We start from the raw sequence: 15,022 nt of genomic DNA on the forward strand, positions 1-15,022 counted from the left end.
ACATGGCAAACCAGGGAGGAAATAATATTAAACTTGGCGTATTTGTACTTGCAGGACTGTTTGTACTTATACTTTCATTCTATATGATCGGTAAAAATCACAACCTGTTTGGAAGCGACTTCAGGATTAAAGCCCGCTTTTCAAACTTAAATGGATTAATGGAGGGAAATAACGTACTGTTTGCAGGAATACAGGCCGGTACCGTAAAAAGCATAGAGCTGATCAATGACACTACAATTGAAGTTACCTTGCTGATCGATAACAAAGTAAGGTCGTACATTCATAAGAATGCAGTGGCTGCTATTGGCACGGAGGGCTTAATGGGAAATAAAATTGTAAATATCCTGCCTTCAAAAACCATCAGTCCTAAAGTAGAAGAAGGCGATTTGCTTGCCGCGCAAAAAATGGTGAATACGGATGAAATGCTGCAAACCCTGTCTAAAACAAACAACAATATTGCGATCATCTCGGACGCTATAAAGGGTACCGTTTTGCGTATTAATAGCAGCGCTCTGCTGGATCTGCTCAACGATAAGTCTATTGGAGTAAGCTTAAAATCTTCATTAAAAAACATAAACAAGGCCACTGCAAATGCTAATGAAATAACCTATGGATTGAATAATATGGTTACACAAATAAAAAAAGGAAAGGGCGGCGCTGGAGTCTTACTTTCAGACACCGCCTTTGCCGGAAATCTGCAGGATGCGGTTCTAAAAATCAAGTTAGCCAGTGGCAACGCCAACAAGCTAACGCTTCAGTTAAATAGCCTTGTAGGTAATTTAAACCAGGAATTAATACATGGTAAGGGGCCGCTAAACACATTATTGAGAGACTCGGTGATGGCTAATAACCTTAAAGGCAGCATGGACAATATTCAAAAGGGAACCGATGGCTTCAATCAGAATATGGAAGCGCTGAAGCACAATTTTTTATTCCGGGGTTATTTCAAAAACCTGGAAAAGGCACAGAAAAAGAAAAACGCTGTGTCTCAGTAGTTTCCTTTCACGGGACAACCACGCCGTTGTTATCCCGATCTTTTTCTATAGTTCAATATGGCCCAACTGTTAAAAAAAACGGCAAAACCAACCAAAGCCAATATTTGATATTTTATATCTGCCAGCCCGCTGCCTTTTAGCATAACCATACGCATCACTTCAATAAAATACGACACAGGATTAAACCTGGTGATCATCTGCGCCCATGCAGGCATGCTTTCAATGGGGGTATACAGGCCGCTTAGCAGGTTGAATATCATTGTAACAAAAAAGGATACCAGCATTGATTGCTGCTGGGTTTGCGCATAGGTAGATAATAGCAACCCTAAGCCCAATATGGCCAGCAGGTAAATTGTTGCAAAAATATAAATGGTTATATAGTGGCCGAGCGGCACAATACCATAAACAAACCGGGCAATAAGCAGGCCTACTGTCAAGACTACTAGTGCAAGCATCCAGAAGGGAATCAACTTGCCCAAAATAAATTGCATTTTTTTTATCGGGCTCACATTAATCTGTTCAATTGTTCCCATTTCCTTTTCGCGAACAATATTATTTGAAGCAAAGGAGGATCCGATCATTGTTACCAGCATGACTAATATTCCCGGCACCATAAATACCCGGTAGTTCATGTTGGGGTTATACCAGTCGGCTGTAGTAACCTCAATAACCGGTTGCGGATTTAAGCGTTGCTCAGGCATCCATTGTGTTCGGATGTCTTGATTATCTCCCTGTATGATGCGCTGGATGTAAGCACCGCCCAACCCGGCTTTAACACCGTTCACAGCATCCACAGCCACAAAAAGCGAAGCCTGGTTTTCTTTAACAAGATCCCTTTCAAAATGGGGTGGTATTTCCAGGATAAGGTCCGTTTTATCCGATTCAATTGCTTTTAATCCTTGCTGAAAAGTCGGGCTATAATCCTTTAGCCTGAAGTAACCGGACGATACAACTTTATTAACCAGTTTGCGCGAGTATTCCGTATGGTCATGATCCACAACACCAAGATTGATGTTTTTAATCTCATAATCAGCTGCGAGCGGTAATATGAGTAACTGGATCATTGGCATGATAAATAATATCATGATAATTGAGGGATCACGATAGATCTGGATCAACTCCTTCCACAACAAAAATTTCAACATCCTCATGCCAGCCTGATTTTAAATTTATAAATACTTACACCAAGCAGTGCAGCTGTCATAGCGATTAAGATCATTGTTTCCTTCCATACAGCAGCAAACCCTAATCCTTTTATCATCACTTCCTTAACGATGATGAAATACCATTTCGCCGGTACTATATTGGATATGATCTGTAGCGGAACAGGCATATTTTCTATAGGAAACATAAAGCCGCTAAATAATAATGTTGGTAAAAACAGGCTCATCATTGAAGTGAACATGGCTGTTTGCTGCGTTTTTGCCGTATTGGAAATGAGTATGCCTACAGAAAGGGAAGTAATGGTAAATAAAATACTTTCGGCTATTAATAAACCTAAATTACCGGCTATTGGCACATCAAGCGCATAAACACTCAATAAAAGTATGCTTGCTATATTAAGCATGGATACCAACAGATAGGGAATGGTTTTGGCAATAATAATACGGAAAGGTTTTAATGGCGATACCAGGATGACTTCCATGGTTCCCATTTCCTTTTCCTTGACGATGGCAATGGATGTCATCATCGCACAAACCAGCATCAATACCAGCGCCATTACACCCGGAACGAAATTATAGGCGCCCTTTAATTCAGGATTATACAACATGCGGACTTGTGTTTTGATAGTATAGGGCAGGCCTTCGCCCGGATTTAAGGTTTGCTGGTAGTCATTGATAATAGATGTGGCATAATTGGTAAGGGTATTGGCTGTATTGGGATCAGAAGCATCGGCAATTAGCTGTATTTGAGCATGATTACTATGCAAAAGATCATACCTGAACCCACGGGGGAACACAATGGCCATCCTGATCTCGCCCTTGCGGAAAGTGGCTTCAATATCCTTGTAGGAGTAAACATTTTTTACCAGGTTGAAATACCGGCTTGCGGCAATTTTATCTGAAATATTAACAGTGGCTTCGTCTTTAGATTGATCAAAAATGGCAATTTTCGAATTCTTTACCTCATTTGTAAGTGCAAAGCCATACAATATGATCTGTATAATTGGCATAAACAGCAGGATGAACAGTGTTCGCCGGTCCCGCCAGATATGGAGCCATTCTTTTTTAACAAAAATCAAAAACTGTTTCATTTTCTATAGTTTAATCCCCTGTCCGTACTGCTTTCCTGGCCAACTGCAAAAACACACCGTCCATTGAAGTTGCTGCATATTGTTTCATCAGGTTAGCCGGCGTGTCCAGTGCGTCAATCCGACCGTCAACCATAATAGAAACACGGTTGCAGTATTCCGCTTCATCCATATAATGGGTTGTTACAAAAATGGTAATGCCCCTTGCAGATGCCTCATAGATCAGGCTCCAAAACTCCCGCCTGGTGATGGGGTCGACGCCACCTGTTGGTTCATCTAAAAAAACGATGGCAGGGTCATGAACAATGGCAATAGAAAAAGCGAGCTTTTGCTTCCATCCCAGGGGCAAAGCTCTAACCAATGTTTTATCCTGGCCTTCCATACGCAGTTGCCTTAGCAGTTTAGCCGTTTTTTCCTTTATTTGTTCCTCATCCAGGCCATATATCCCCGCATAAAACCGGATGTTTTCGCGAATAGTCAGATCTTCATAAAGGGAAAACTTTTGGCTCATGTAGCCGATATGTTTTTTGATCTGCTCGTTTTGTTTGTATACATCAAATCCGGCAACCGTAGCGAGCCCTGAAGTTGGTAACGACAAGCCGCATAACATCCGCATGGCCGTTGTTTTACCGGCGCCATTGGCGCCTATAAAGCCAAATATTTCCCCCTTTTGTACGTCGAAGGTGATTTTATCTACAGCCGTAAACGCCCCAAACCGTTTGGTTAATTCTTTGGCGCTTATAACTTTTTCTGTTTCCATCATTATGCCTGCATTAATGCCATAAAACAATCCTCAATATTGGGCTCAATCAAATTTATCTCTACCTCGCTGTAATTCCCTGTATATGCTATACGTTCCAGTTCTTCCTTACTGTTTTCCTGTGTTTTGAAAACCACATGATGTACCTGGCCAAATGGGTAGCAGCTTTCTACTGACGCGTCTTTTTTGATATCATTCATCAGCCTGAACATATCATTTGCTTTTACAGACCACAGTGGCTTTTTAAATTCGCCGGTAATACCTTTTGGTGTATTGACCGATAATAATTCTCCCTTTTGTATCAATGCAACCCTGTCGCACAGGCTCGCTTCATCCATATATGGGGTTGATACCAGCATAGTGATGCCTTGAACCTTCAAGCGGTACAGCATCTCCCAAAATTCCTTGCGCGATACGGCGTCAACTCCGGTTGTAGGTTCATCCAGGAACAAAACTGACGGCTTATGTATGAGTGCACAGCAAAGCGCCAGTTTCTGTTTCATCCCACCGGACAGCTGCCCGGCTTTGCGTGTTTTAAACGGTTCAATTTGCTGGTATATCTCTTTTACCAGGTCATAATTTTCTTTAATGGTCGTGTTAAAAATTGTCGCAAAGAATTCCAGGTTTTCCTGCACGGACAAATCCTGGTATAAGGAGAATTTCCCGGGCATATAACCAACGCGTTTGCGGATCTGTTTATAATCACTTATCACATCAAAACCGTCTATAGAAGCGCTGCCGCTGTCAGCCAGCAACAACGTGGTCAGGATTCGGAACAACGAAGTTTTACCTGCGCCATCCGGCCCGATCAGGCCAAATATTTCTCCTTTATCTACCGCAAATGAAATCCCTTTCAAAGCCGTTACCACTCCGTTTTTCGCAGGATAGGTTTTTACGATATTCTCGACGGTTATAGGCTTCATCATTCATTTAAATTTAACTTCCCCGTACATCCCGATCTTCAGGTTGCCATCGTTCTTTACATGAATTTTTATAGCATACACCAGGTTTGCCCGTTCATCCTTAGTCTGGATAGTTTTGGGTGTAAATTCTGCCTTGTCCGAGATCCATGTAATAATCCCCGGGTAATTTCTATATGTTGATGAAGTACTGTCAACCAATACCTTAACCCGTTGATTTAGCTTAACCTGTGCAATTTGTGTCCCGGTTATATAGGCCCGCAGGGTGATTACGGATAAATCTCCTATTTTATACAATGCCTTTCCTGCAGCCGTAACCTCACCCGCCATGGCGTATTTGGTAAGCACTGTTCCGTTGACCGGATTGGTAATATTGGTTCGCTTTAACTGATCATCAATTTGAGCTACCGATTTACGCAGTGGCTTATACTCGCTCAAAACTGTACTGTTTTGCGTGCCGGTTGTGGTTTTCTGCACTTTTATCTGTTGCTCATTAACAGCAATTTGTTTTTGGAGTACGTCAATCTGCATGTTCCAGTCATCCAGTTGCTTAGTAGTAGCGGCATCCGCTTTAATCAGCCTTTCAGTGCGGCCCTTTTCATGTAATGCGTTGGCCAATTGCGTCTTCAATATGGCTACCTGGTCTTTGAGCATCTGCACCTGGGGGCCAACATCCATTGTTTTTTGATGTAATGAATTAATAGTAGCCTCAACCTGTGCCTTCTGCAATGCAAGCGGAACAGAGTCAATAACTCCCACCACGCTATCTTTTTTAAGAACAGAGCCCTCGTTAAGGTTTAGGGATATGATTTTTCCCGGTACTTCTGAAGAAACGATCACTTCATCAACCTCAAATGTTCCGGATGCATCCGGTAAATGATCATTAAAATTGCAGGCGGTAATTCCAATTGCCAGGAGCGTGGCATATATGTATATCCGTGTTTTCATTACTGGTTCATTTGTTTTTGAAGGTTTCCGGTAGTATTCTGATAGCTGTACTGTTCCTGTAAAAGCTGTATTTTGTGAAGTATGAGGCTTTGCCGGGCCTCGTTTTCGGCATTAACTTCGGTAATGTAATCATGGGCGCTGAGTACGCCATTTTCCAATTGAGCGCTTGCTGCCTTTTTTACAGATTCGCGCAGCGCGATTATCGCATCATCTGTCTTAAACAGTTCGGTATATTTTTCGATGCCTGCCAGCTGTTGCTTTTGCGAAATCCTTATGTTAAACAGAAATGTTTCCTTCTGTATATCCAGCGTCGCCCTGTTTATGTTTAGTAACTTCTTTTGGTTTTTTAAGGTATATAAACTGCCCAGGTTCCAGCTTAATTTTAATCCGCCAATATAATACCAGGCAAAATCATTGCTGAGCTGATTTATGCCGGGGCGACCGTACCCCTCTTGTGCAAAAAACCCAAGTTTGGGCCGAAGCTGTACTTTCAAAAGCCGCTCCTGCAGGTCGTCCATTTTCTTCTGCTCTTCATAAAACAATAATTCGGGCCTGTTAATATTATCTGAAATAAGAGGAACAGGCGGTTTTTCAAGAACTGAATTTTCATTAAGAGGAGTATTAATAAACAAGCTTAGCATATTCAGATAGGCCTTCTTTGTAGCATGTAGCTCAATCCGCGATTGTTCAGCCTGCAAAAGCTGTGCTGACAACTCATCGACGCTGCTTCTATATGCAGTCCCATTTGCTACCAGGGCCTTTGCCTTATCTATCCCATTTTGAATATCTTGTTTTAAAAGACTATTTTGTTTTAACTGTTCATCGATTAATACTGATCCAAAGAATAACTGATCAACGCGATCATATAAGGCATATAATTCAACCTGCAGGTTTTGCTGCTGAATGATCGCGTTTGTTTCGGCAGTTTGTTTTTGATTTTTTATAACTCCGCCATCATAGATCACCTGGTCTATTTCACCGTAAATCTTATACTGGTCCCTGCTGTACTTTGGCAACGAAAAGCCGGGAATTGGGAGACTAAAAGGGAAACTTGTTACAGTAGACTGGTAAGTAGCCTGACCGTTTACAGATAGTACAGGCAAATAGCCTTTTGCGGCATTTGAAATTGAATATTCTGCTGTCTTTGAAATCAGGTTAACTTGCTTGATTAGCGGATAATTATTCTGCGCCAACTGATATGCCTGTTGTATGTTGAGCGTTGTTATCTCCTGCCCATATACTTTAAGGGCCGCTAAAAGCATTACAATCACTATTCCGATAATAATAATCATCGCAAGCGCTCTATTTAGCCAGTTAGTTAATTTGCTCGTGTTTGCCATCAATATCGAATTATTTGTTAATCGATGTTTACCCTAGCTCAGGCTGTAGGAAGAGGCGCGTTAGGCCAAGATTATCCCATCATAAGTTTAGATCAGTATTTATGACGGGATAATCTTGAACTTTGTTAAATCCTAAGGTAACTTACGGTTGAAAAGACCTATCCCTCACATCCAAACAGCCGCAAAGCGGTTAAATTCATGCCGCAGCTCATTAAATATTTTTTCCTCGTCCATGTACTGCTCATGTATCCGCTTGTGTTCGGCGACTATGTTTTCGGAAACAAATGCACCCGTTTTGAGAAGCTCATCCTCGATACTTTTATCATTGACATGAATCTCATGTTTTAACCCATCCAGGTAATTCCCATGGATCAGGAACTGATTTTGAAAATGTTCGATCTTTTCCCGGACTTCCCTGGCAGTATTATCCGTAGAAATTTCTTCCAGCCGTTCCTGCAGAAAACCCAGTTCCTGCTTATAAAATTCGATACCTCTTAAACAATCGTTGTTCAGGTTCTTAATGTATTTGATATTTATCTGACTCATAATGAAACAATTTTACCATTAAATCCTTGCCTCTTAAATGACAGGGAACATTCAAAAATATGATGATGGTCATGTTGTAAAATTGTGTCAAGGATGATAGGGTTTACGGCTAAACAGTATGTTCGCTATTCATTATTTTTTCGATTATCTGCGTTAATGATCTTTATCATTTTTTATTACTGATCTCATCATTTTCTTGCCCTGCCGGCAAGCCTATTTTTGTTCAAATCATTAAAATCAACGAGGTCCGGAGTTACTGAACGCTAATAAACACTAACCATTATAATTATGGAAACAGCATTGATTGCAACTGAAACTGAAGTCATATCGCCCGAATTGCTTGAAAAAATGGACGCTTATTGGCGCGCGGCAAACTACCTGTCGGTAGGGCAGCTTTACCTGCGGTATAACCCCTTACTAAAGGAACCCTTGAAATTGGAGCATGTCAAAAACATGCTGCTTGGCCACTGGGGAACAACACCGGGACAGAACTTTATCTACACGCATCTAAACAGGATCATTAATAAATTTGATCTGAATATGATCTATGTTTCCGGCCCGGGGCATGGAGGGCCGGCAGTTGTCGGCAGCACTTACCTGGAAGGTACTTATACGGAAGTTTATCCTGATATTACACAGGATGAGGATGGGCTAAGGAAACTGTTCACCCAGTTCTCACATCCGGGCGGCATTTCCAGCCATGCTTCACCACAAACACCCGGCTCTATTCATGAAGGAGGCGAACTGGGTTATTCATTGAGCCATTCGTTTGGCGCAGTGCTGGATAATCCTGATTTAATTGTAGCCTGTGTAGTTGGCGACGGTGAAGCCGAAACCGGGCCTTTAGCTACCGCATGGCATTCCAATAAATTTTTGAACCCGCTTACCGATGGAACGGTATTGCCGATCCTGCACCTAAATGGCTATAAGATTTCAAATCCCACCGTTTTGGCACGGATCAGTCACCAGGAGTTGGAGCAGCTATTTCGAGGTTATGGCTGGAACCCTATTTTCGTAGAGGGTGATGAACCCGAACAAATGCACCGGGACATGGCTGTTGCACTGGATTATGCGATTGACCGGATCAAACAGGTAAAGTACGATGCTGAGCACCTTAGCGGGACTCGCCCACACTGGCCGATGATCGTCCTCAGGTCCCCTAAAGGCTGGACTGGGCCTAAAGAAGTTGACGGTTACAAGATTGAGGGAAATTTCAGGTCGCACCAGATACCGCTGGCTGTTTCTGCAACTACACCGCCGGAACATTTGCAAATGCTGGAAAACTGGATGAAAAGCTACAAACCCGAAGAGCTTTTTGATGAAAAGGGGAAATTCAAAGCGGAATTGGCAGAACTGGCTCCCAGGGGAGAAAGACGAATGGGTGCAAATCCTCATACCAACGGCGGCCAGTTATTACACGATCTGCGAATGCCCGATTTTCGAAATTATGCAGTCACTGTTCCCTTTCGCGGTGCGGGGGGTGAAGGCGACACTTATACATGCGGTCGTTTTCTGCGCGACGTGATCAAGGAAAACCGCGAAAAGCGAAATTTCAGAATCTTCGGGCCTGATGAAACAGTATCAAACCGGCTGGACCTTGTATTTGAAGCGACTAACCGGCAATGGAACGCCCCTGTCGATCCGCATGACGAATTTCTTTCTACTGATGGTAGCGTTATGGAGATGCTGAGCGAACATCAGTGTGAAGGTTGGCTGGAGGGTTACCTGCTGACCGGCAGGCACGGCTTGTTTAACTGTTACGAAGCCTTTATCCATATTATCGATTCCATGTTTAACCAACATGCCAAATGGTTAAAGGCGAGCAAGGAACTTCCCTGGCGGCGAAATATCGCCTCTTTAAATATTTTACTGACTTCTACCGTCTGGCGGCAGGATCACAACGGGTTTACCCACCAGGACCCCGGATTTATTGACCATGTAGTGAACAAAAAGGCCGGGATTGTAAGGGTTTACCTTCCACCGGATGCCAATTGCCTGTTATCGGTAACTGATCATTGCCTGCGCAGCTACCATTATGTAAATGTAATTGTCGCCGGAAAGCACCCTGCACCGCAATGGTTGAGTATGGATGAAGCGATAGCGCACTGTACCCGCGGCATTGGGATTTGGGACTGGGCCAGCAATGACCAGGATTGCGAGCCGGATGTGGTTATGGCCTGTAGTGGAGACGTACCCACGCTTGAAACACTTGCCGCAGTGACCATATTGCGGGAGCATTTACCCGAACTCAAGATCAGGGTGGTTAATGTTGTGGATCTGTTTAAACTCGAAAAAAACACGGAACATACCCATGGCTTGTGCGACAAGGATTTCGATGCTTTGTTTACAACCGATAAACCTGTGATCTTCGCGTTTCACGGATACCCATGGCTGGTACACCGCTTAACCTATAATCGTGCAAATAACACGAACATGCATGTACGTGGCTATAAGGAAGAAGGAACAATTACAACTTCTTTTGATATGACCGTGCTGAATGAAATGGACCGGTTCCACCTGGTTATGGATGTGATCGATCGCCTGCCGCAAACCGGCAGCAAGGGAGTTTATCTTAAACAACAGCTGACGGATAAACTAACCGAACACAAACAATATATCAAAGCCAATGGTAAGGATATGCCCGAAATACTGAACTGGAAATGGGAGAGTAAACTAAAGGATGAGGACAGGCCAAGCTAACAACTGTTGAGCAATTTCCAGGCTTTACTATGAATTTAATCCTTAGTCGATGAAAACGATACTTGTTATTAACGACAACTCTGCCGGGGTAGTCAACGCTGCGAAACTTGCGTTTTTTATTGCCCAGGAAACGCATGCGAATATCGTGTTGGCGAATACCTTTAAGCTAAATAATCCTTTTGCTGAAAAAGCGATTGCAGGAAATACCGCCAGCGGGCAAGACGACCTGTTGATGACCAACCTGGGCGAATATTTAGACGCTTTGAACGACAGGCCGAATGATTTTGAGCCAGCAATCGATGAGATGGATACTTCCGCCATGGATGTCCATCAACTGGCACAAATGATCAATCAACGGGATATCTGGATGATAGTGAAAGGAGCGGCAGAGCCGTTATCATCAGAGTCCTATATAAATTTTAACACCCTACTTACCCGGGTAAGATGCCCCCTGCTCCTTGTCCCGGAAACATGGTCGTTAAAAAACATAGAACGCCTTGTATACCTTGCCGACCTGCCATATTGCCGTTTGCAAATTGTACGATACCTGGCCGGGCTGGCAAAATTATGGCATGCGGACCTGTCCATTGCCCACCTTTCTAAAGAGGAGCTGGTGGGTATGGATAAAGATTTTGACGATGAAGTCCCCGATGATGAAATCCGCAATAAGGTAAGTTATGATCAGCTCTTTTTTAATAATATACCGGAAGGGAATTTAAACACTGCGGTTGATGTGTTGATCAATGGAATGCATAATGATTTCCTGGTTATGGCTCAACATCATTTTCGTTGCATGGGCCTTGTGGGGCCATATGTAGCAGGCGGCTTGCCACCGCATATTACTGTCCCTTTACTCATTTTCCCATCTTAACAAATTTTGTTTCATGTCAAAAAGCGAAGGCGCTATCGATACCAGTTTTTGGCAATTCAGCAAAGAGCAGGCTCTTCTGCATTTGTCAGCAAGTGAGGATGGCCTTAGCAACAAGGACGCCGCAAAAAGAATAAAAGAATACGGGCCGAATAAGATAAGGACGAACGCGAATAATTCGGCTATTCTTCTATTCCTGTCACAATTTAAAAGCCCGGTAACCATCCTGCTGATCGCAGCAGCCCTGTTGTCGGCTGGTTTGGGTGACGTGGCCGATACAGCCATTATTTTAACAATCGTACTGATCAGCAGCATGCTGGGTTTCTGGCAGGAAAGAGGCGCAGCAAACGCAGTAGCCGAATTGTTAAAAATGGTATCGTTGCATTGTTCCATACTCCGCGACGGGAAAGCGCAGGAATTACCGCTGGATGCTGTAGTGCCGGGCGATATTGTGCTCCTGTCGGCAGGCGATGTCATCCCAGCCGATAGCCTGATCCTGGAATCGCATGAACTTTTCGTTGATGAGGCCGCTTTTACGGGCGAAACCTACCCTGTAGAAAAAGATGCAGGTGTTTTGCCGGCTGACACACCTTTGGCCAAAAGGACCAATGCGCTCTTTATGGGCAGCCACGTAATAAGTGGGAAAGCCAGCGTATTGGTGGTAAAAACTGGCCTTGAATCCCAGTTTGGGAAAATCTCGGCTGGCCTGCAGACCAAAGCGCCGGAAACCGATTTTGAAAGGGGTATCCGCAAATTCGGCTACATGCTGATGGAGATCACACTGGTGCTGGTGCTCGTCATATTCGCGATCAATGTGTTCCTTCACAAACCCGTGCTGGATTCTTTTTTGTTTTCCCTGGCGCTGGCTGTGGGATTAACGCCCCAATTGCTGCCTGCCATTATCAGCGTCAACCTTGCCACCGGGGCCCGACGGATGGCTAAACAGCAAGTGATCGTCAAACGTTTATCTTCTATCCAAAACTTTGGCAGCATGGATATCCTATGTTCAGACAAAACCGGCACGATCACCGCGGGTGAGGTCAACCTGAAGGATACGCTCGATAGCAGCGGGCAGCACAGCGACAAAGTATTGCAATACGCCTGGCTGAATGCTTTGCTGCAGCAGGGCTTCCACAACCCGATCGATGCGGCAATCTGCCTAGGGTATAAAGGAGCAAAGCCCGCCTATACGGTTCAGACTGAGATCCCCTATGATTTTATCCGAAAAAGACTAACCATACAAGTAAAAAACGCGAAAGAGAACTTTGCCATTACCAAAGGCGCGCTGACCGTCATCCTAAAAATTTGCAGCCAGGTTGAAGGCCGTGATGGAAAGCTAAGTGATATAACCGCTCACAAAGCCGGCCTGCTGAAACAATACGAAGCATTAAGCGAGGCCGGCTTCCGAACTTTAGGTGTGGCTTATAAGTCCGCCAGCTCTGCTAAAGATTTTACCAGGGAAGATGAAAAGGACATGGTTTTCCTTGGCTTCATTACCTTGTTTGACCCGCCAAAGGCCGGAGTGGCTGCTACGCTGGTCAAACTGAATAACCTTGGTGTCAAACTCAAGATCATCACGGGCGACAATTCACTGGTAGCGAAAAGCCTGGCGCTTCAGATCGGTATCGCCAAACCTGTTATTTTAACCGGTTCAGCAATACAAAAAATGAGCAACGCCGCTTTGATGCACCAGGCGCCGCTGACCGACATTTTTGCGGAGGTGGAGCCGAATCAAAAGGAACGCATCATTATCATTTTGAAAAAAGCTGGGCATGTCGTCGGCTTTATGGGCGACGGGATCAATGATGCGCCCGCATTGCATACAGCAGATGTTGGCATATCTGTAGATACTGCAGTGGACGTAGCCAAGGAAGCGGCTGATATCGTGCTCTTGAGCCGCGATCTGGATGTTCTGATCGACGGAATAATTGAAGGCCGCAAAACGTTTGCCAATACCATGAAATACATTTTTATGGCCACAAGCGCCAATTTCGGCAATATGTTCAGCATGGCCGGGGCATCTCTTTTTCTTCCATTTTTACCTTTGCTGCCTAAGCAAATATTACTAACCAATCTTTTGACCGACTTCCCGGAAATGGCTATAGCAACAGACAAAGTGGATGCCATAAATATTCAGTCGCCTCAACATTGGGACCTGCATTTTATAAAACGTTTCATGATCATCTTCGGCTTATTAAGCTCCGTATTTGACTATCTTACTTTTGGCGTTTTATTATTTGTATTTCATGCCAATGAAAAGATTTTTCAAACCGGCTGGTTTATGGAGTCGGTTATCTCTGCCACATTAATTGTACTGGTTGTAAGAACCAGGCTGCCCTTTTTCAAAAGCTTGCCCGGCAAATATCTTTCTATCGCAACTGTAATGGTTTTATTGTTGGTATTGACTTTGCCTGCTACGCCCGTGTGCACATGGTTTGGCTTTTCAAGGGTGCCGGGTGCCTATTTCGGATGGATGCTGCTGATAGTTATAACTTACATGATAACAGCTGAACTGGCTAAGCAGTGGTTTTACAAGCGGATCATTAGTTTAAAGGCCCTAAGGCGGTAAAGTTCAATTATTATCATGACCGAAAGGGGATCCTGGCTGCCTGATGGCGATCATGGAATATCATGATGACGGTCATATTTTCTCCCGGCTAATTGGTTTTATTTTGATTAGTTATTAAACCTTTAATGTTACGACCATGAAAAAAATTCTTGTGCTCACCAATTTGGGTGATTTAGCCAGTCACGCAGCCCTTTCCGCAATACCCCTTTCCGCTAAACTTAACACCAATATACTGCTCCTTCATTCCTGGGTGACACAAACTGCGCTTGTAGAATACCCAAATAGTTCATGGGGCATTGACACCTTGCTTTATGGCGAACGATGTAAAGATAAACTGGAGCTGCTTACGGAACACCTGCAGGCCGAAGTAGACGATCTTCCCGATGGTGTACACCACCCGTCAATTGACTGGCAGCAGGAAGATGGCAGTGTAGACCATTGTGCATCTGCCCGCTTAAAAAAGGGAGATATAGAGCTTATCATTATGGGATCGCCTGCGGGTAGTTCGCTTGATCATTTAATTTTAGGCAGCGACACCGCGCTTGTGATTAATAAGGCGGATCGCCCCGTTTTGGTTGTTCCAGCCGAACGCGGACTGGAAGAGCTAACCAAAGTTACCTTCGCCAGTGATTTTAGCGATGGGGATATAGCGGCTGTGCACTACCTTACCCGCCTTGGCCGAAAGTTTAATTTCCATCTCGAAATTGTCCACGTAGTGGTGTTCGGGCAGGATGACAGCGAAGCGATTGAACGAAGAAAAAGCTTCGAGCGGCATGTGGCCAAATTTCATTACCCAAACATTAGTTATGAAAACATTTACGGTAAGAATGTGATAGAACGGCTGCAACGCCTGTGCAGGGAAAATGGCTCCGACCTGCTGGTACTTTCTCATGATCACCGCAGTTTCTGGAACCGCCTGTTTAAAAGTACCCATAGCAGCGAGGCATTGAAAAGTCAGGAACTTCCTGTGCTTATTATCCCGGCATCATTGGATATCATCAATATTTAATGATTCAAAAAGGTATTGAGGGCATAACTGTAAATCGCAATTGCTAACATCTATTATTGATTTGCCTGACTTTAATTCTATAAGATCCGATGAATTAAAATAATTTCAATTCAGAG

General features: G+C 43.9%; 11 protein-coding genes and 1 pseudogene. 5 read left to right on the forward strand and 7 right to left on the reverse strand.

The genetic code is table 11. The annotated features are described in order from the left end of the window. The first annotated feature begins 2 nt into the window (after positions 1-2). A complete protein-coding gene (locus KXD93_RS24280) occupies positions 3-995 on the forward strand; it encodes an MlaD family protein (protein ID WP_258140006.1) in 993 nt (330 codons plus the stop codon). A 29-nt stretch (positions 996-1,024) separates the two neighbouring features. On the opposite strand, the gene KXD93_RS24285 is transcribed toward KXD93_RS24280, so the two are convergent. From KXD93_RS24285 to KXD93_RS24315, 7 genes are all read right to left on the reverse strand, one after another. Then, positions 1,025-2,146 (reverse strand): ABC transporter permease, encoded by a 1,122-nt coding sequence (locus tag KXD93_RS24285; protein WP_258140007.1) that lies wholly within the window; start codon positions 2,144-2,146, stop codon positions 1,025-1,027. Then, complete coding sequence (locus KXD93_RS24290) at positions 2,143-3,249, reverse strand: ABC transporter permease (RefSeq protein ID WP_258140008.1); 1,107 nt, start codon at positions 3,247-3,249, stop codon at positions 2,143-2,145. Before KXD93_RS24290 ends, KXD93_RS24285 begins: the two co-directional genes overlap by 4 nt. A gap of 10 nt (positions 3,250-3,259) precedes the next feature. After that, positions 3,260-4,009, reverse strand: a complete 750-nt coding sequence (locus KXD93_RS24295; protein ID WP_258140009.1) for an ABC transporter ATP-binding protein — start codon at positions 4,007-4,009, stop codon at positions 3,260-3,262. Continuing rightward, entirely contained in the window at positions 4,009-4,932 is a 924-nt protein-coding gene (locus KXD93_RS24300; RefSeq protein WP_258140011.1) for an ABC transporter ATP-binding protein, read from the reverse strand. The genes KXD93_RS24295 and KXD93_RS24300 overlap by 1 nt, the downstream gene beginning before the upstream one ends. Further along, positions 4,933-5,874 (reverse strand): HlyD family secretion protein, encoded by a 942-nt coding sequence (locus tag KXD93_RS24305; RefSeq protein WP_258140012.1) that lies wholly within the window; start codon positions 5,872-5,874, stop codon positions 4,933-4,935. After that, the gene (locus KXD93_RS24310; RefSeq protein WP_258140013.1) at positions 5,874-7,166 is read right to left on the reverse strand and encodes a TolC family protein; all 1,293 of its coding nucleotides are present in this window, start codon (positions 7,164-7,166) and stop codon (positions 5,874-5,876) included. The genes KXD93_RS24305 and KXD93_RS24310 overlap by 1 nt, the downstream gene beginning before the upstream one ends. A 213-nt stretch (positions 7,167-7,379) precedes the next feature. Next, positions 7,380-7,760: a hypothetical protein gene (locus KXD93_RS24315; RefSeq protein ID WP_258140014.1), complete on the reverse strand. Its 381-nt coding sequence runs from the start codon at positions 7,758-7,760 to the stop codon at positions 7,380-7,382. A gap of 288 nt (positions 7,761-8,048) precedes the next feature. Here KXD93_RS24315 and KXD93_RS24320 point away from each other — a divergent pair. The 4 genes and pseudogenes from KXD93_RS24320 to KXD93_RS24335 form a co-directional block, all read left to right on the forward strand. Further along, a pseudogene (locus KXD93_RS24320) lies at positions 8,049-10,424 on the forward strand (phosphoketolase family protein); the annotation flags it as partial. Between the two features lie 85 nt (positions 10,425-10,509). Then, positions 10,510-11,331: a hypothetical protein gene (locus KXD93_RS24325; protein ID WP_258140017.1), complete on the forward strand. Its 822-nt coding sequence runs from the start codon at positions 10,510-10,512 to the stop codon at positions 11,329-11,331. 13 nt (positions 11,332-11,344) lie between these two features. After that, on the forward strand, positions 11,345-13,897 hold the full coding sequence (gene mgtA, locus KXD93_RS24330) for a magnesium-translocating P-type ATPase (RefSeq protein WP_258140018.1): 2,553 nt from the start codon (positions 11,345-11,347) through the stop codon (positions 13,895-13,897). A gap of 136 nt (positions 13,898-14,033) precedes the next feature. Further along, on the forward strand, positions 14,034-14,906 hold the full coding sequence (locus KXD93_RS24335; protein ID WP_258140019.1) for a universal stress protein: 873 nt from the start codon (positions 14,034-14,036) through the stop codon (positions 14,904-14,906). Positions 14,907-15,022: the final 116 nt, after the last annotated feature.

Source organism: Mucilaginibacter phenanthrenivorans (assembly GCF_024721155.1).
In the GTDB taxonomy this organism is placed as follows: domain Bacteria; phylum Bacteroidota; class Bacteroidia; order Sphingobacteriales; family Sphingobacteriaceae; genus Mucilaginibacter; species Mucilaginibacter phenanthrenivorans.

What these genes read in the sequence shown, in the direction of transcription:
- KXD93_RS24280 (WP_258140006.1), top strand. Translation starts at nt 3, where the DNA reads ATGGCAAACCAGGGAGGAAATAATATTAAACTTGGCGTATTTGTACTT.
- KXD93_RS24285 (WP_258140007.1), bottom strand. Translation starts at nt 2,146, where the DNA reads ATGAGGATGTTGAAATTTTTGTTGTGGAAGGAGTTGATCCAGATCTAT.
- KXD93_RS24290 (WP_258140008.1), bottom strand. Translation starts at nt 3,249, where the DNA reads ATGAAACAGTTTTTGATTTTTGTTAAAAAAGAATGGCTCCATATCTGG.
- KXD93_RS24295 (WP_258140009.1), bottom strand. Translation starts at nt 4,009, where the DNA reads ATGATGGAAACAGAAAAAGTTATAAGCGCCAAAGAATTAACCAAACGG.
- KXD93_RS24300 (WP_258140011.1), bottom strand. Translation starts at nt 4,932, where the DNA reads ATGATGAAGCCTATAACCGTCGAGAATATCGTAAAAACCTATCCTGCG.
- KXD93_RS24305 (WP_258140012.1), bottom strand. Translation starts at nt 5,874, where the DNA reads ATGAAAACACGGATATACATATATGCCACGCTCCTGGCAATTGGAATT.
- KXD93_RS24310 (WP_258140013.1), bottom strand. Translation starts at nt 7,166, where the DNA reads ATGATTATTATTATCGGAATAGTGATTGTAATGCTTTTAGCGGCCCTT.
- KXD93_RS24315 (WP_258140014.1), bottom strand. Translation starts at nt 7,760, where the DNA reads ATGAGTCAGATAAATATCAAATACATTAAGAACCTGAACAACGATTGT.
- KXD93_RS24325 (WP_258140017.1), top strand. Translation starts at nt 10,510, where the DNA reads ATGAAAACGATACTTGTTATTAACGACAACTCTGCCGGGGTAGTCAAC.
- mgtA (WP_258140018.1), top strand. Translation starts at nt 11,345, where the DNA reads ATGTCAAAAAGCGAAGGCGCTATCGATACCAGTTTTTGGCAATTCAGC.
- KXD93_RS24335 (WP_258140019.1), top strand. Translation starts at nt 14,034, where the DNA reads ATGAAAAAAATTCTTGTGCTCACCAATTTGGGTGATTTAGCCAGTCAC.